The organism is Polyangiaceae bacterium, assembly GCA_020633235.1.
GTDB lineage: Bacteria > Myxococcota_A > Polyangia > Polyangiales > Polyangiaceae > JACKEA01.
Genome location: JACKEA010000001.1, coordinates 1,715,832 through 1,730,344, shown reverse-complemented (window position 1 = coordinate 1,730,344; position 14,513 = coordinate 1,715,832). Strand labels below are relative to the sequence as shown.

Here is a 14,513-nt window from a genome sequence, read left to right as displayed (position 1 = left end):
GAGACGCCCGTCCCCGAGACGCACCGCGTCAGGGGCTAGGGAATGGTCCTGGTTTCGCCGGGTCCGAGGGTCACGGCAACTACTTTGTTGTCCTCTCCCTCTTTGCCCGGGGTGATTGTGCACTGCCCCGCCAAGCGCTTGGGGCTATTGATGGGGATTTTTCGGGTCTGTCCTGCGGACAGGACGCCGGCGAAGAGCCGCGGGCATTCCGCCCGGAGATCGCCGGTGCCGATGAGCGTGAGGCTGGCGTCGAGGTAGGCGATCTGGCCTCGCACCACGAATGGGGTCTCGCCTTCCTTCACGTCCAGCACTTGCTTGGGCGGCTTCTTGCAGCACTTGTCGTCGGGCGGGAGGAACTCGAAGGTGTGGGTGCCCGTGGGCATGGGCTTCGGCGGGCCGAACCAGTTGTACGGTTGGCCGTCGACCAGCACCGAGCCGCCCGTCGCGCCGCTCAAGAGCACCTGCACCAGGCGCGTCTTGTCCTTGCTGGGCGCGGTACCGATCGGTGCGACGGCGATCTTCCCGTTGTTCGGCTTGACCACCTCCACTACGGACGCGCTCGGCTTCGGCGCGGCGCTCTTGTCCGGCGCGGCGGTGTTCACGACCGTCGGCTCCGCGGTGACCTTCAGCACCGGCTCCGGCGGTTTGTCCTGCGTGGGCGTGAGCCGCGGCGTGCGCGCCGCGCGCGTCACGCCGTAGGCCGCCACGCCCAGCACGGCGCTACCCACCAGCACGATGCCGGCCCGGAGCGCCGTGCGCTTGAGCCGCTCCGAGCGCGCGAGTCCCGCGACCTCGCGCAACAGCTCGGTGTCCTCCGGCCGGAAGGCGAGGGCGCGATTGAAGTAGCTCGCCGCCGTCGTCACGTCCCGCTCGGAGCGCGCCTGTTTGCCCAGCGCCACGAGCTTGTCGACGATGCGCCCTTCGTAGCTCTCCTCGTAGGCCGTGGGATCCGCGAGGTATTCGGCGAGCTCGGCGCGCGGCTCCTTCATGCCCACCTTGGCGAGCTCGGCGCGCAGCAAATCCCCAATCAGCTCGGCGGACTCCCAGCGATCTTCCGCTTCCCGTGCCAGCGCCTTTTCCACGATGCGGCTCAAGCCCGCGCCCACCGTGGGGCGCGCGCGCTCCGGCGGGGTGAAGGTGCCGTCGAGCACCTTGCGCAGCACCTGCGCGGGGTTCTTTCCGTCGAAGGGCAGCCGCCCCACCATGCCCTCGTACAAGAGCACGCCGAGACCGAACACGTCCGCCCGCTGCGACACCTCGCCGCCCTCGATCTGCTCCGGCGCCATGTGCGCCGGCGAGCCGAGCACCTGCCCCGTGGAGGTGACGCCCTGGGCGTCCAGCAGCTTGGCGATGCCAAAGTCCGCGATCTTGATGCGCGCGATGGTCGCGTCGCTGGGCCGCTCTTGAGACTCCCGGGTGCTCACCGGCGCGCGCAGGCTCACCAGCACGTTCTCGGGCTTCACGTCGCGATGGATCACGCCGTGGGCGTGCGCGTGCTCCAGCGCTTGGGCGATCTCGATGCCGATGGCCGCGGCGATCTCCGCCGGCAGGTGGCCCCGCTCGAGCAGCAGCTTGCGGAGCGTGGTGCCCTCGACCAGCTCAACCACCAGATAGCGCTCGATGTCCCCTTCGTCGGAGACGTCGTACACCTCGACGATGTTCTGGTGCTTGAGCTTGGCGACGGCCCGCGCCTCGCTCACGAAGCGCGCGGCCACCTCCGCGCTCTCGCGCAGGTGCTTGTGGATGACCTTGACCGCGACGTCGCGCCCCAGCCGGCGATCCTTCGCGCGATACACGGTGGCCATGCCGCCGTGGCCGATTTCCTCGAGCACCTGGTACTTCTCGAGCTCGGGAGGCTGCTCCACCGGGACGATCATCGGACGACCTCGACCCGCACGGCGTTGGTGGAGCCGCGGGTGCCGATGGGCGCGCCGTACACCAGCACGAAGCGGTCCCCCTTCTGCACCAGCTTCTCGGAGACGAGCAGCGCGTGCACGCGCGCGAGCAGCGCCTCGAGATCCGTGACCACCTCGAGGGCGTGGGGCGTCACGCCCCAGTACAGCGCCAGGCGCCGCAGCGTTCCGTCGTCGGGCGACAGCGCCACGACGGGCACCGGTGGCCGCGCCTTGCTCACCAGCCGCGCCGTGCCGCCGCTCTCCGTGAGCGCCACCAGCACCTTGGCGCCCACCTCTCCCGCGATGTGACACGCCGCATGGGCGATGGCTTCCGGCGTGGCGCCGTCCGGCGGCGAGCCCTCGGGCGAGAAGAACTCGCTCTGCTCCGCCTGACGGATGATGCGGTCCATCATCTCCACCGCGACGATGGGGTACTCCCCGGTGGCGGACTCGGCGCTGAGCATCACCGCGTCCGTGCCGCCAAACACCGCGCCGGCCACGTCGCTCGCTTCCGCGCGGGTGGGCCGCGGCGCGTGCACCATGGAGTGCAGCATTTCCGTGGCCACGATGGCCGGGCGCCGAAGCTTCTGGCACACGCCGATGATCTCGCGTTGCACCACCGGCACCCGCTCCGGCGGCAGCTCCACGCCCAAGTCGCCGCGCGCCACCATCACCGCGTCCGCCGCCGCGACGATGGCCTCGATCTGCTCGACCGCCTGGGGCGTCTCGATCTTGGCCACGATGGGCGTGGGTCGACCGTGCTCTTCACACAGCGCGCGGAGCTCGTGAACGTCGTCGGCGCTCTTCACGAAGGAGAGCGCCACGTAGTCCGCGCCCAGCCGAAGGCCGTGCTCGAGATCGCTCCGGTCCTTGTCGGTGATGGCCTTGAGGCGCACGCGGCCGCTCGGCAGGTTCACGCCCATGCGGGCCCGGAGCGCGCCGCCGTGCTCCACGCGGCACAGCACCTTTTCTCCCTCCACGCGGTCCACGTGAAGCTCCACGTGGCCGTCCCCCAAGAGGATGCGATCGCCCGCGTGGACGTCCTCCGAAAGGCTCGCGTAGCTGACCGCGATCGTCTCCGCGTCCCCCTCCCCGCTGCCCACCAGCGCCACGGTCTGTCCTACATCCACCGACTTCGGACCGTTCTTGCCGGTACGGATCTTGGGGCCGCACAGATCCTGCAAGATGGCGATGGGCCGCCCGAGCTCGGCGCTGGCCTCGCGGATGACGCGGGCCACCCGCTCGTGATCCGCCGGGGTGCCGTGCGAGAAGTTCAGCCGCGCGACATCCATCCCGGCGCGGATCAGCTCTCGGATCCGCTCCGGACTGTCCACAGCGGGACCGATCGTGCAGACGATCTTGGCGCGGCGGGCGGGCATACGGCCCCCAGAGCATGCCACAGCGGCGCCGGCCGGGGCACGAGGCCATCGCGCCGGACCAACAAACCCCCGGCAATACCTGCTATGTGAGCGAGCCGCATGTCTGGATTTTCACGCGACCAAGGCGGGGTGGCAGAGCTCGGTGGCACGCCCATCGCCAAGCTCTTGGACCAAGCGGCGGTGAGCACGCCCGCGTACCTGTACGATCTCGATGGCATCGCCGAGGCCACGCGCGGGCTGATAGCGGGCTTCGGAAGCGCAGCTCACGTGGTGGCGTACGCCGTGAAGGCGAACACCGCCGGCTCGGTGGTGCGCACGGTGGCCGCCGCCGGTGGCGGTGCGGATGTCGTGAGCGGCGCCGAGCTGCAGGTCGCGCTGGCCTCGGGCATCAGTCCGGAGCGCGTGGTGATGAGCGGCGTGGCCAAGCAGGACCACGAGCTCGACCTGGCCATCACCCGCGGCATCCTCGGCATCCAGCTCGAGAGCGTGGAGGAGATCGCGCGGGTGGCTGCCCGGGCGCGCGCCGTGGGGGCGAAGGCCAACGTGAGCGTGCGGGTGAACCCGGACGTCGAGATCGATTCCCACGCGCACATCGCCACCGGACACGACGAAGCCAAGTTCGGCATCGTGCAGAACGACCTCCCGGCGGCCTTTTCTGCCATCGCTCAGCACACCGACCATCTTTCCCTCGTCGGCATCTCCACCCACGTGGGCAGCATGCTGCGCACGCCGGCGTCGTACCTCGAGTCGGCGGAGGTCGTGTGCCGCGTGGCCAAAGAGCGCCGCGCGGCGGGCGCACCGCTCCGCTTCGTGGACTTCGGCGGTGGCTACGGCATCGACTACGGCGGTGCGCCGGTGGATCCGCCGGCTGCCTTCGCCCGCGCCGCGGTGAAGCTCCTCGGCGAGCGCGGTCTGTCGGATCTCACCCTGGTGGTGGAGCCGGGTCGCGCTTTGGTCGGCCCCTTTGGCGTGCTCGTCGCTTCCGTGGTGCAAGGCAAACACAGCGGCACGCGGCGCTTCTGCATGGTGGACGCCGGCATGAACGATCTCATCCGCCCCGCCCTGTACCAGGCGCGCCATCGCATCGAGCCGCTCGAGCGCGCTCCCGGCGGAGAAGAGTGGCAGGTCGTCGGTCCCGTGTGCGAGAGCGCGGACGACTTCGGCCTGTACGCCCTCGGCCCCACGCTCCCGAGCCACGTGGTAGTGCGCGACGCCGGCGCCTACGGCTTCACCATGGCCAGCGAGTACAACGGCCGCGGCCTTCCCGCGGAGGTCTTCGTGCGTGGCGGCAAAGTCCTGCACGTGAGCCCCGCTCAGAGCAGCTGGGTCCAGCGCCGCCTCGACGCCTGACCGCTGTTTTCGATTGGATGTTGGTTCGGCGCGAGCCCCGTCACGGTCCGCTGGTGCCGCCGCGCGGCGGCGTCGCCACGGCGCGCACGAAACGTCCGCCGCGGAAGACATAGTGCCCACGCTGGGCGCACGCGCGCTTCGTCAGATCGAGATCGAACCGGTCCCACGCCGTCACTTGCGCCGTCTTCACCCGGGCACCCAGATCGGCGAGGGCTTCGTCGCAGCTCCGCAAGGGCGGCGCGCCGTCGGTGAGCTCCGCGGATAGCCCGTCCGGCGCGACCTCCAGCGCGAGGTCGACGATGTTCGGCTGCGCCATGTCCTCCTTGTCGGTGATGGTCACGCCCACGATGGCGTCGAGCATCACCACGATGCGACCCTTCTGCACGCCGAAGATCGAGTCCCGCAAGCGTGTGCGGAACACGACGGACGTGCCCTTGCCTCGCTCCACGGACTCCCAAGCGTGGCACAAGAGCGCCTCCTCGCGCTCGGGCCCCACGGCTTGCGGCTGACACGACATGTACACATGCGGCAGCTTCTTCCGTTCCTTCTCGGACACGCCCCGCGCGGTGAGCCACTCGGAGAGGTCGACGTACTCCTCGTCCGGCGGCGCGGCGGGCTCCGCCACCGGCTCACTGACGACGGGCGGCGCGCTCGCTTCCGGCTCCGCACTGACCGGAGGCGGCGGCGTCACGGGGGGCGCGTGCGGCGGAGGTGATGGCGCCGTTCGAGGTGCAGCGGTCGGCGCGCCACACGCCCCCAAGAGCGCGCCCAGCAGCAGCATACAGCGTTGAGCTCTCATCGACCCGTGATCGCAAGCCTACTCCGGAACCGAGCAAGGGACGGCCCTCCAATCGCGAACCACGCTTCAGTTCAGCGCCCAACCACGCTCCAAGTCACATCGCGAACCACGCTTCAGCTCAGCTCCCAAACCACGTTTCAGGTCAGCTCCCGAACCACGCTCAGATCCCCAACCACGCTTCAGGTCAGATCGCGAACGGGTAGGGACCCGTTCGCTGGAACCACATGGACGGTCTTGGCACGATCAGATCACGTCCTGGAATTGAGAGGCGAGGGAGAACCCGGCGAGGCCGGGCGCCGGCTTGTTTGTCGACAGGACGAGTCGCTTGTGGCCTGGAGCGTGTAGAAGAATCCCGAGGGATCGGAGAGGCGAGGGAGAACCCGGCGAGGCCGGGCGCCGGCTTGTTTGTCGAACCGCGGGGCGTTGCGGCCTGGAGCCGTCTTGCCGCCAGGCGATCAGATCACGTCCTGGAATTGAGAGGCGAGGGAGAACCCGGCGAGGCCGGGCGCCGGCTTGTTTGTCGAGAGGAGGAGTCGCGGGGCGTTGCGGCCTGGAGCCGTGTAGAAAATCCCCGAGGGGATTCGCCGCCAGGCGAATCACCGAGGTGCAGTCTTGGCACGATCAGATCACGTCCTGGAATTGAGAGGCGAGGGAGAACCCGGCGAGGCCGGGCGCCGGCTTGTTTGCCGACAGGAGGAGTCGCGGGGCGTTGCGGCCTGGAGCCGTGTAGAAAATCCCCGAGGGGATTCGCCGCCAGGCGAATCTCCGAGGTGCAGTCTTGGCACGATCAGATCACGTCCTGGAATTGAGAGGCGAGGGAGAACCCGGCGAGGCCGGGCGCCGGCTTGTTTGTCGACAGGAGGAGTCGCGGGGCGTTGCGGCCTGGAGCCGTGTAGAAAATCCCCGAGGGATTCGCCGCCAGGCGAATCTCCGAGGTGCAGTCTTGGCACGATCAGATCACGTCCTGGAATTGAGAGGCGAGGGAGAACCCGGCGAGGCCGGGCGCCGGCTTGTTTGTCGAGAGGAGGAGTCTGTAGAAAATCCCCGAGGTGATTCGCCTACGGCGAATCACCTAGGCTTGACGGCTTTCATGCTGGCGCTGGAGCGACGGCGGCGAGTGCCGGTGGTCTTGTTGCTGCGCACGGCGCTGAGCGAGCTGCTCGACTCGATCTTGCGAGTGCCGCTCCCGCGGGGCGGGGGCGACATGGTGCGAGTGCGGTACACCTCGCCGTCGACCACGACCTCCACGCCGAGGGCGCGGCAGCGGCGAGCGAGGCGTTCCACGTCCACGCCGGGGTTCACCAGCAAGCCCGAGGGCGGCGACGGATCGATGAACAGATCTGCGGTCTGGCGGCGGGTGCGGAGCAGCTCCCGGAGCTCGGGATCCTCCACCCACAAGAAGCCCTGCGTCTGCACCAGCTCCGCGCGACCGAGGACCGCCGCAGCCTGCGTGAGCATGCGCTCGATGGGATCCGGGAGTGATGCGACGGCTTCGAGCCGCGCGCGGATCACGTCGCTCTCGTAGCCGGCGGCCAACGCCAAGCTCGTCGCTTGAGCGGTGACGGCGAGGTCCAAGCTGCCAGCAACGGCGCCGATCTCCACGAAAGGCGCGACACCAAGGACGTTGCCCACGCGGGCGCTCGGTCCGACGCGCAGCACCTGGGTATCCAAGAAGCCGGTGTTGTCCGGCTGCACGCTGGCGCTCTTGCCTTCGATGAACGCGCGCCCCCGCGGCGTGATGCGCAGCGTGGGGTCGGTGCCCTCTTCCGGCTCTCCGAGATCGACGACGCCGAGCACGTGCAGCGTCTCCAGGGCGACGCGACGCGCGACGGCGGCGGGCTTCATCGGATCCACACCGGCGCGGGACGCCCAACGCTCGAGCAAGCGCGCGAGGCCGGGAGTGCGGCTGTCGGCGCGGACGTAGGCGGCCACGGCTTCCCAGGGGGCCCAACGGCCGTCGGACAGCTCGCGGAGGGCGTCGATCACCATTTCGCGGAGCACGCCGACGGCGCTCGCCTCGCGCGCCTCGGTCGCGATGCGCAGCACTTCGCCGTCCGGCCGCGCTTCGTCCCAAGCGCCGCCGCGGCGCCAGGCCTCGAACAGCACGCGGCCCAGGTCGCCCACGCGGTAGGAGCCGGGGGGCGACGCCACACCCACGGACGACGGGTCCCACAGGCCCACGGCGCGGGAAAGCGCTGCGAGCAGAGCGACGGCGTCTGCATCCGCGCCGAATCGCGTGGCCAGCTTGCTGATGAGGGAACGCGGCGTTCCCACGCCGGCGCGCACCTCGATGGCGGGATCGCGCACGGCCAGCGACATCGCCAGCACCAGGGGCACGGGATCGTCGCTGAAGCGTGCGCGGCGCGGCGCGTGATCTTCTCCCAGCACGTAGCTGCGGATCTCGCGACGCTGGGCTTCGCGCTCGGCGCGACGTTGGGCGCCAACGATGCTGGCGACCTCCGACGGGATCACGTGCCGGTTCGGGTGCACCGGGATCAAGAAGCCACGGCGCTCGAGCGCGAAGCCGACGCCGCGACGCGACGGTGTCGCCCCGGTGGCGCCGCGCAGCCGCAACGGCTCGCGTTCGAGATCGAGGAGCTCTTCCGTGTCCACCTCGCCGCCTACCTTCTCGATGGCGCGAAGGAGCTTGCGCTCCATGGGCGCGAGGGAGTCGACTTCTTCGTCGAGGCGAATGGGGTCGTGGAGCGCTTCCCAAGCCGGCTCCAAGGAGAGAGACAGCGGCGGCGTCGCCGGGCGGCCCAGGTAGTGGGACGCAATGGCCGTGGCCACCTCCGCGGTGCTGCCGGAGATGAGCGCCCGGGCACCCCGAGGGTCGTCCCCTTCCCAGGTACGGAGCTGCACTATGAAGGCGATGGGCAGCAGCAGCTCGATCTGGTTTCCACCGGCCGAACGTGCGTACACGATGCCGCGGGCCACGAGGGGCTCCACCGCTGGAGGCAGGCCCTCCACCACCAGAACGCCCTTGGCCTCGGCGATGCGAAAGAGCAGCTCTCGCGTGGGGCCCGGGAGTTGACCGGGGTCCCGCGCCTCGGGCAACGCCACCAGGGCGCGGGCGACCTGGGACGGCGCGTCGATGCGCTTCGCCTCGTCGATACGTAGCCGGAGGCGGCTGACCAGGGAGCGGAGCTCCCGAGCCGGAAGAGCGCGCAGCACGTCCACGAGCCGAAGCGCCTTCTGTCCTCCTCGCGCGCGCTGGTCTGCTGTGTCGCTTGCCATGGTCAACGGTCCCCCGTGCTTTCGGTACTCTTCGCTAGAATGCCAAGCAGAACTCTTATTGTGTCGTCTGTCCAGGGCTTCGCCCCGGATCCGTCACATTTGGCGCGCAGGGACAATGTGTGAAATCCTCCCACCCCGGGTCGAAATTGCAACATCCAATCCGAGAGCGCGGTAGACGAGCAGCGTGATCCTCCGCGATCCCGTTCATGGCTTGGTTTCCTTCGAGTCGGAGGAAGAGAGCATCGTCCCGGCGCTGCTCGAAACACGTGAAGTGCAACGCTTGCGCCGCATCCGGCAGCTGGGCCTCACGTCCCTGGCCTACCCGGGCGCGGACCACACGCGCTTCTCCCACGCCATTGGTGCGGCCTTCGTGATGACCCGGTTCATCGGACGCATGCGCGCCATCCACCACGAGCTGCCGTTCTGGCAGCGCGTGACCACCGAGCGGGCGCGGGACGCCCTGGCCGCCGCGCTCTTGCACGACGTGGGTCACGGGCCCTTCTCGCACCTGTTCGAAGAGGCCATGCCGGACGGGCCCCGGCACGAGACCTGGACCTCGCGGATCATCGAGGATCCCTCGACGGAAGTGCATCAGGTCCTCAGCCGCTTCGATGCGACTTTGCCCAGCCGGGTGGCGGATCTGGTGCACGGTCGCCACGAGCTCGGTTTCTTGGCGCGCGCGGTGAGCGGTACCTTCGACGTGGACCGCTGCGACTACCTGTTGCGGGACGCCTACTTCACTGGCGTGGGCTACGGCTCCTTCGACCTGGACTGGTTGCTGCGCAGCCTGCGCTTCGGCGTCCCCGCCAGCGCGGAAGCGGCGCCGCCCCTCGCCATCGACGGACCCAAAGGGCTGCCGGCCATCGAATCGTTCATCTTGGCGCGCCTGTTCATGTTCCAGCAGGTGTACTTCCACAAGGCCAGCCGGGCGAGCGAGTGGCTCTTGTCGCGCGTGCTGGGTCGCGTGCGCGAGCTCATCATCGACGGCACGCGAGTCACGGGAGTGCCACGCGCCGTAGCCGAGCTCGCCAACGACGACGACGCGCCCCTCGGGGACTACCTCGCCCTCGACGATCACGGCTTGATGAGCGCAATCGACGCGTGGCGCTCGGCCTCGGATCCGGTGCTCGCGGATCTGAGCGAGCGCCTGTACACGCGCAAGCTGTTCAAGACCTACGAGCTGTACGGCGACGCCACCCATCCCGACGCACGGGAAGAAGCGCTGTCCCGCGCCCGCGAGATCGCCAAGAACGCGGGGCTCGATCCCGAGGTGTACGTCGGCCTCGACTGCGCGTCGGACCTGCCCTTCGACGACCACGACGGCTCCCTCACCGTCATCTTCCCCACCGGCACGCCCCGCCCCCCGGGGGACGTGTCCTACCTGCTCGGGCGTCTCCGCGGTCAGCGCCTCGAACGCGTGCGCCTCATCTTCGCGCCGGAGCTGCGCGAAGCGATCGAGAGCGCGCTCGGCCAATGATCCGCCAGCTGGGGGTTCTCGTGTCTCTGACGCTGGCGCTCTCCGCCGCGCCGGCGCACGCCCAGGGCTGGCACCCCGGCCATCGCACGACGTCGCGCTTGCCCGGAGAGGTGGGCGATACACCGCACGAGTCCGGCGACGGCGTGTACGGTCGCTTCTCGGGAGATCTCGACGTGGGCTTCGGCGTCGGAGCCGAGATCGACGGGGACAGCACCCGCGCCGCGGGTCGCCTGTCGCTGCACTACTTCTCCATGGCCGGCGTCACCCTCGGTTACGCCGAGGACGTGGGCGGCGAGCATCCGCGAATGAGGCGCGCGCTGTCCCTCGGCGTGGATCTGCGTCCCGCCTTCATTCCACGCTGGAGTCAGGGCTTGGAAGACGGCCCGGGCTTCGTGGATCTCGCCATCGACTCCATCTCCCTGGGCCTGGGTGCGTACTGGGCCGCGCCGCCGGTGGGTGCGCTGGGAGACGAACGCGGCTTCGAGCTCTCCGGCGGCCTCGGCGTGCCGCTCTTCGGTCGCGCCAACGGCCTGTGGTTGGAAGGGCGCGCCATCGCACGCTGGACCGAGCCGTCCCCACGCCACGATGGCCCCCGCACCGCGACGCTCTTGCTGCTGACGTGGCACGGCTTCGTGTCCACGCCCCTCACCCGAGGCGCCGACTGACCTTCGCTTCCTGCTCCAGGAAGTGTCGGATCTCCTGCGCCTCGCGCACGGTGAAGTCCTTCACGGCAAGTGCCAGGCGAGAATCCGCGAGGTGGTGCACGCTGTAGGTCGCCGCCGGATCGAAGCCGCGGCTGAGCTTGTGCTCGCCCCCCGCTCCCGGCTCGAACAGCGCCAGCCCCCGCGCGATCGCGTCCTCGATGCCGCGGTAGTAGCAGACGTTGAAGTGCAAGAACGGCCGCTCTTCCGTCGCCCCCCAGTAGCGACCGTAGAGTGCCGTCTCGGACAGCAGGTTGAACGCGCCGCCGATGGGCCGCCCGGACCCCGCGTCCCGCGCCAGCACCACGTGGATGCCGTCCGGCATGCGCGCCACGATTTCGTGAAAGAACGCGCGGTTCAGGTACTGCCGACCCCAGTAGAAGCGCTCCACGGTGTTGCGATAGAACTCGAACACGTGGTCCACGAGCTCCGACGTGAGCTCCCGCCCCGTCAGCACCTCGAGCCGCGTGCCCTGCTTCTCCATCTCCTTGCATTCACGTCGAATGGCGTTTCTTCGCTTGGAGTTGAAGCGCCCGAGGAAGTCGTCGAAGCATCCGTAGCCCGCATTCCGCCAGTGATACTGCACACCGAGCCGCAAAAAGAGGCCGTGCTCTTCTAGTAGCTCCGCCTGCCACTCGGGCGGAAACAGCACGTGCGCTCCCGACAGCTCGAAGTGATCCACCAACTGCCGGAGCCCCTGGGCAAACGCCGCCGCAATCTCGTCTTCGTCCTCGCCTTCGCGGATGAGCAGGCGCTTGCCGGTGGCCGGCGTGAAGGGCACGGCCACGATGAGCTTCGGGTAATAGTCGACGTGCAGCCGTCCCTCCGCAAAGCGCGCCCAACCGTGATCGAAGACGAACTCCCCTTCGCTGTTGCCCTTCACGTAGGCCGGCGCCGCCGCCACGAGCTCCGCTTCCCGGTGCAGCGTCAAGAGCAGCGGCGCCCAGCCGCGCTCCGGTCGCACGCACCCCGTCTGCTCCAAGGTCTGGAGCCAGGCGTAGCTCAGGAACGGCGGGTCCTCCGGTCGGAGCAGGGCGTCCCACTCGGCCTCGCCGACTTCGGAAATGGATGCGTGGGTGCGAAGCTCCACCGTCGCGGCAGATCCTTCGGCCTTGCCTCCCCCGCTGCAAGGCCCAGCTCGTTCTTTTGTTGGTCCGGCGCGGGCACGACGCGACGTTTCCGCGGCGGACCGACAATCTAAAGGAGCTTGCGAAATCTGTAGAGGGTGTTCTCCAGCATCCGGCCCGGCAACGTGACCAGGGTTTTGGCACGCGGCGCGACCTCGATGCTGTTTTCGAGATCGCTCAGGTAGGACTGCTCCATGACCGCCCCAAAGCGGGCGTCCAGGATGGTGACGTTCACCTCCAGATTCGAGCGCAAGGAGCGGTAGTCCAGATTGAAGGTGCCGATGGTGCTCCAGTTGCCGTCGATGACCGCCGTCTTGGAGTGGAGCACGTTGCCCTGCCACTCGAAGAGGCGCACTCCCGCCGCCAAGAGCTTGTCGTAGATGGCACGGCTGGCGAGCTGCACCACCAGCACGTCGGAGCGACCAGGCACCAGCACGCGCACGTCCACACCACGGCGCGCGGCGCGGACCAGGGCGCGCAGCACGACGCCATCGGGAACGAAGTAGCTGTTGGCGATCCACACCCGCTCCGTCGCCTTGTAGATGTGAAACAGGTACGCCCGGACGATCTCCCGGCGGTGACGCGCAAAGGCTTCGCCCAGCACCCGCACGCTCTGGGCGCCCGCCATGGGCACGTCCTTCGGCGCGGGAGCGAGCTGCTTCAGGCGATGGCCACCCTCGCGGCGCCAGGTGCGACGGAAGATCTCGACGAAGCCGCCCACGGCGGGGCCCTCCACCCGCACCATGTCGTCGCGCCAACCTTCGCCGCCCTCTTCTTCCGGCAGCCACAGGTCGGAGATGTTGATGCCGCCGGTGAAGCCGACCTGACCGTCCACGACCAGGATCTTTCGGTGATCCCGGCGCGAGAGCTTTTCCAGGTTGAAACGCTCACGCCAGGGCGCGATGGGATTGAACTCCACCACGTGGACGCCGGCGGCCCGGAGCGCAGCGAACATCTCGCCTTCCGCTTCCACGGAGCCGAGGGAATCGTACAGCAGCGCCACCTCCACGCCGCGGCGAGCTGCCGCGGCGAGGGCGAGCGCAATGCGACGCCCAATGCGCCCGGAGTCGAACCAGTACATCTCGAGCAGCACCTGCCGGCGTGCCGCGTTGATGGCAGACAGCATCGCGGGGTACGCCTCGCGGCCGTTCTTGAGCAGCGTCACCCGGTGACCGGCCACGTAGTGGCGATCCGGGCGGTGGAACAGCGGGCGGTTCGGCGCCATGTTCAGCTTCCGAGAACCCCCACGTCGCCCTCGCTCCTGCCCACCACTACGGCAGCGGTGGTGTCGCCGAGCACGTTGACGGCGGTGCGACACATGTCGAGCACGCGGTCCACCGCCAAGATCAGACCCACGGCCTCCAGCGGCAATCCGATGGTGGTGAGGATCAGCGTGATGGCGACCAGGCTCGCGGCGGGAATGCCGGCCACACCGATGGACGTGAGCAGCGCGGTGAGCACCACCGTGAACTGTTCGGCGAAGCCGAGCCGAAGGCCATACGCCTGGGCGATGAACAGCGCCGCCGCGCACTCGTAGAGCGCGGTGCCGTCCATGTTGACGGTAGCCCCGAGCGGCAGGGTGAAGCTGGTAACGCGCTTGGAAACGCCGGCGCGCTGCTCCACGCACTCCATGGTCAACGGCAGCGTGGCAGAGCTCGAAGCGGTGGAGAACGCCATCAACAGCGCAGGGGCCACGGCCTTGAAGTGACGCACGGGGTTCACCCGAGCGACCAACCTGAGAAGCAGCGGCAACGCGACGAAGGCGTGGACGAAGAGCCCCGCGATGACCACGAAGAAGAACGTCATCAGCGGCCGGAACGCCGAAAAACCGGTACTGACCACTACCTTCGCGACCAGCGCGAACACGCCGATGGGCGCGAAGCGCATGACCCAGTCGGTGATGAGCAGCATCACCTCGTACAAGCCCTGCCAGAAGTCGCCCACTACGCGCCCGTAGCGCTCCGGGATCTTGGTCAGGAAGTAGCCGAACAGCAGGGAGAAGAAGATCACTCCCAGCATGTCGCCCTTGGCGGCGTCTTGGATCACATTCTCCGGGACCAGCCGAAGGAACACCTCGACCACGTCCTTGCCGGAGCGGCCGCTGACCTTCTGCGTGATGGCCGCCGTGTCCGCGGACAGGCCGATCAGGTCCTTGGCAGGGTGACCCGCCACGAATCCGGGCTCGACCAGGTCCACCAACGTGAGGCCGATGAGGATCGCGACCAGCGACGTGACCGCGTAGTACGCGGTGGTCTTGAGCCCCAACCGGCCGAGGTGGGGCGTCCCGCCCACGGACACGATGCCGGCGATGATGGACGCGGCGATCAGCGGGACCACCAGCATCTTGAGAGCGCGCAAGAACAGCGCCCCCACGAAGTCGAGCACGCTGACGAGGCTCACACCGAAGAGCGCCGCGTCCGCTGGCAGCGCCGCGCCCAGGCCCACCGCCAAGGCCAGCGCAATCAGGATTTGCCAGTGAAGAGCGAGCTTCGGCACCGCCGCGAGCCTACAGCTTTTCTCGTTCATTCGTGACCCGATGAGCCCCGTC

Annotated in this window: 10 protein-coding genes; 3 read left to right on the top strand and 7 right to left on the bottom strand. The window is 68.9% G+C overall.

Annotated elements, in window-relative coordinates; translation table 11 throughout:
- Positions 1 to 35: 35 nt before the first annotated feature.
- Both H6717_07560 and pyk read right to left on the bottom strand, forming a co-directional pair.
- Entirely contained in the window at positions 36 to 1,877 is a 1,842-nt protein-coding gene (locus tag H6717_07560; protein MCB9576867.1) for a serine/threonine protein kinase, read from the bottom strand.
- The gene (pyk, locus tag H6717_07555) at positions 1,874 to 3,274 is read right to left on the bottom strand and encodes a pyruvate kinase (GenBank protein ID MCB9576866.1); all 1,401 of its coding nucleotides are present in this window, start codon (positions 3,272 to 3,274) and stop codon (positions 1,874 to 1,876) included. The genes H6717_07560 and pyk overlap by 4 nt, the downstream gene beginning before the upstream one ends.
- Before the next feature lie 99 nt (positions 3,275 to 3,373).
- Between pyk and lysA the strand changes: the two genes are divergently transcribed.
- A complete protein-coding gene (lysA, locus tag H6717_07550; GenBank protein ID MCB9576865.1) occupies positions 3,374 to 4,624 on the top strand; it encodes a diaminopimelate decarboxylase in 1,251 nt (416 codons plus the stop codon).
- Between the two features lie 40 nt (positions 4,625 to 4,664).
- On the opposite strand, the gene H6717_07545 is transcribed toward lysA, so the two are convergent.
- Both H6717_07545 and H6717_07540 read right to left on the bottom strand, forming a co-directional pair.
- Positions 4,665 to 5,405, bottom strand: coding sequence for a hypothetical protein (locus H6717_07545; GenBank protein ID MCB9576864.1), 741 nt, complete (start codon positions 5,403 to 5,405; stop codon positions 4,665 to 4,667).
- A gap of 1,086 nt (positions 5,406 to 6,491) precedes the next feature.
- The gene (locus tag H6717_07540) at positions 6,492 to 8,660 is read right to left on the bottom strand and encodes a hypothetical protein (GenBank protein ID MCB9576863.1); all 2,169 of its coding nucleotides are present in this window, start codon (positions 8,658 to 8,660) and stop codon (positions 6,492 to 6,494) included.
- Positions 8,661 to 8,844: 184 nt separating this feature from the next.
- Between H6717_07540 and H6717_07535 the strand changes: the two genes are divergently transcribed.
- Positions 8,845 to 10,137: an HD domain-containing protein gene (locus H6717_07535; protein MCB9576862.1), complete on the top strand. Its 1,293-nt coding sequence runs from the start codon at positions 8,845 to 8,847 to the stop codon at positions 10,135 to 10,137.
- On the top strand, positions 10,134 to 10,802 hold the full coding sequence (locus H6717_07530) for a hypothetical protein (protein ID MCB9576861.1): 669 nt from the start codon (positions 10,134 to 10,136) through the stop codon (positions 10,800 to 10,802). Before H6717_07535 ends, H6717_07530 begins: the two co-directional genes overlap by 4 nt.
- Here the strand turns inward: H6717_07530 and H6717_07525 are convergent.
- From H6717_07525 to H6717_07515, 3 genes are all read right to left on the bottom strand, one after another.
- The gene (locus H6717_07525; GenBank protein ID MCB9576860.1) at positions 10,783 to 11,928 is read right to left on the bottom strand and encodes an N-acetyltransferase; all 1,146 of its coding nucleotides are present in this window, start codon (positions 11,926 to 11,928) and stop codon (positions 10,783 to 10,785) included. The genes H6717_07530 and H6717_07525 overlap by 20 nt on opposite strands.
- 107 nt (positions 11,929 to 12,035) lie before the next feature.
- Positions 12,036 to 13,190: a cardiolipin synthase B gene (locus H6717_07520; GenBank protein ID MCB9576859.1), complete on the bottom strand. Its 1,155-nt coding sequence runs from the start codon at positions 13,188 to 13,190 to the stop codon at positions 12,036 to 12,038.
- 2 nt (positions 13,191 to 13,192) lie between these two features.
- A complete protein-coding gene (locus tag H6717_07515) occupies positions 13,193 to 14,491 on the bottom strand; it encodes a dicarboxylate/amino acid:cation symporter (protein MCB9576858.1) in 1,299 nt (432 codons plus the stop codon).
- Positions 14,492 to 14,513 lie beyond the last annotated feature (22 nt).